1 protein-coding gene is annotated in these 1,195 nt (G+C 70.0%); it reads left to right on the forward strand.

What is annotated here, in order from left to right:
• Positions 1-1,195, forward strand: a 1,195-nt coding sequence (locus tag ACTWQI_RS29835; RefSeq protein ID WP_443275224.1) for a glycoside hydrolase family 2 TIM barrel-domain containing protein, incomplete at both ends; no start/stop codon positions are given.

The following is a 1,195-nucleotide window of genomic DNA, read 5'->3' on the forward strand; positions in this document are numbered from 1 at the left end:
TGGGCAGTTTCAAGGGCAGCAGGCTGCCGCACGAGTTCTCGGTCGGCAGGCTGCTGCGGTCGCGCGGCAATGTGCTGGCGGTCCGCGTCCACCAGTGGTCCTCCGGCAGCTATCTGGAGGACCAGGACCAGTGGTGGCTGCCCGGCATCTTCCGGGACGTGACGCTGCTGCACCGGCCCGACGGCGCGGTCCGCGACTTCTACGTTCACGCCTCGTACGACCACCGCAACGGGCAGGGCACGCTGCGGGTCCACTCCGATCCGGGCGGCCGCATCACCGTCCCCGAACTGGAGCTGGACCTGGCGACCGGCGAGGCCGCGACCGTACCCGTGGAGCCGTGGACCGCCGAAACCCCGAGACTGTACGAGGCCGAGCTGGCGACGGCAGGCGAGCGCGTCCCGCTGCGCATCGGCTTCCGCACAGTCGCCGTCGAGGACGGCGTGCTGAAGGTCAACGGCCGCAGGATCCTCTTCCGCGGCGTCAACCGGCACGAGTTCCACCCCGAGCACGGCCGGGCCCTGGACCTGGAGACCATGCGCCGCGATCTGCTGCTGATGAAGCAGCACAACATCAACGCCGTGCGCACCAGCCACTATCCGCCCCACCCCGCCTTCCTCGACCTCTGCGACGAGCTGGGCCTGTGGGTGATCGACGAGTGCGATCTGGAGACGCACGGCTTCCACGCGGTCGGCTGGCGCCGTAATCCGGTGGACGACGAGCGGTGGACCCCGGCCCTGCTCGACCGGGCGGCCAGGATGGTCGAGCGGGACAAGAACCACCCGGCCGTCATCATCTGGTCACTGGGCAACGAGTGCGGCACCGGCCGCGGGCTGACCGCCATGGCCGAGTGGATCCGCGACCGGGACCCCGACCGCCCCATCCACTACGAGGGCGATCTGTCCTGCAAGGACACCGACGTCTACTCCCGGATGTACGCCGACCACGCGGAGGTCGAGCTGATCGGGCAGCGCGCCGAAGCCCCCTGGGGCGACGCCGAGTTGGATGCGCGGCGCCGCTCGATGCCGTTCGTCCTGTGCGAGTACGCGCACGCGATGGGCAACGGTCCCGGCGGCCTGAGCGAATACCAGCGCCTGTTCACGACGTACGAGCGCTGCCAGGGCGGTTTCGTCTGGGAGTGGATCGACCACGGCATCGCCCGCCACACGGGTGACGGTGAGCCGTGGTTCGCGTACGG

Origin of the sequence: Streptomyces sp. KR80 (assembly GCF_052245555.1) — a bacterium.
In the GTDB taxonomy this organism is placed as follows: Bacteria; Actinomycetota; Actinomycetes; order Streptomycetales; family Streptomycetaceae; genus Streptomyces.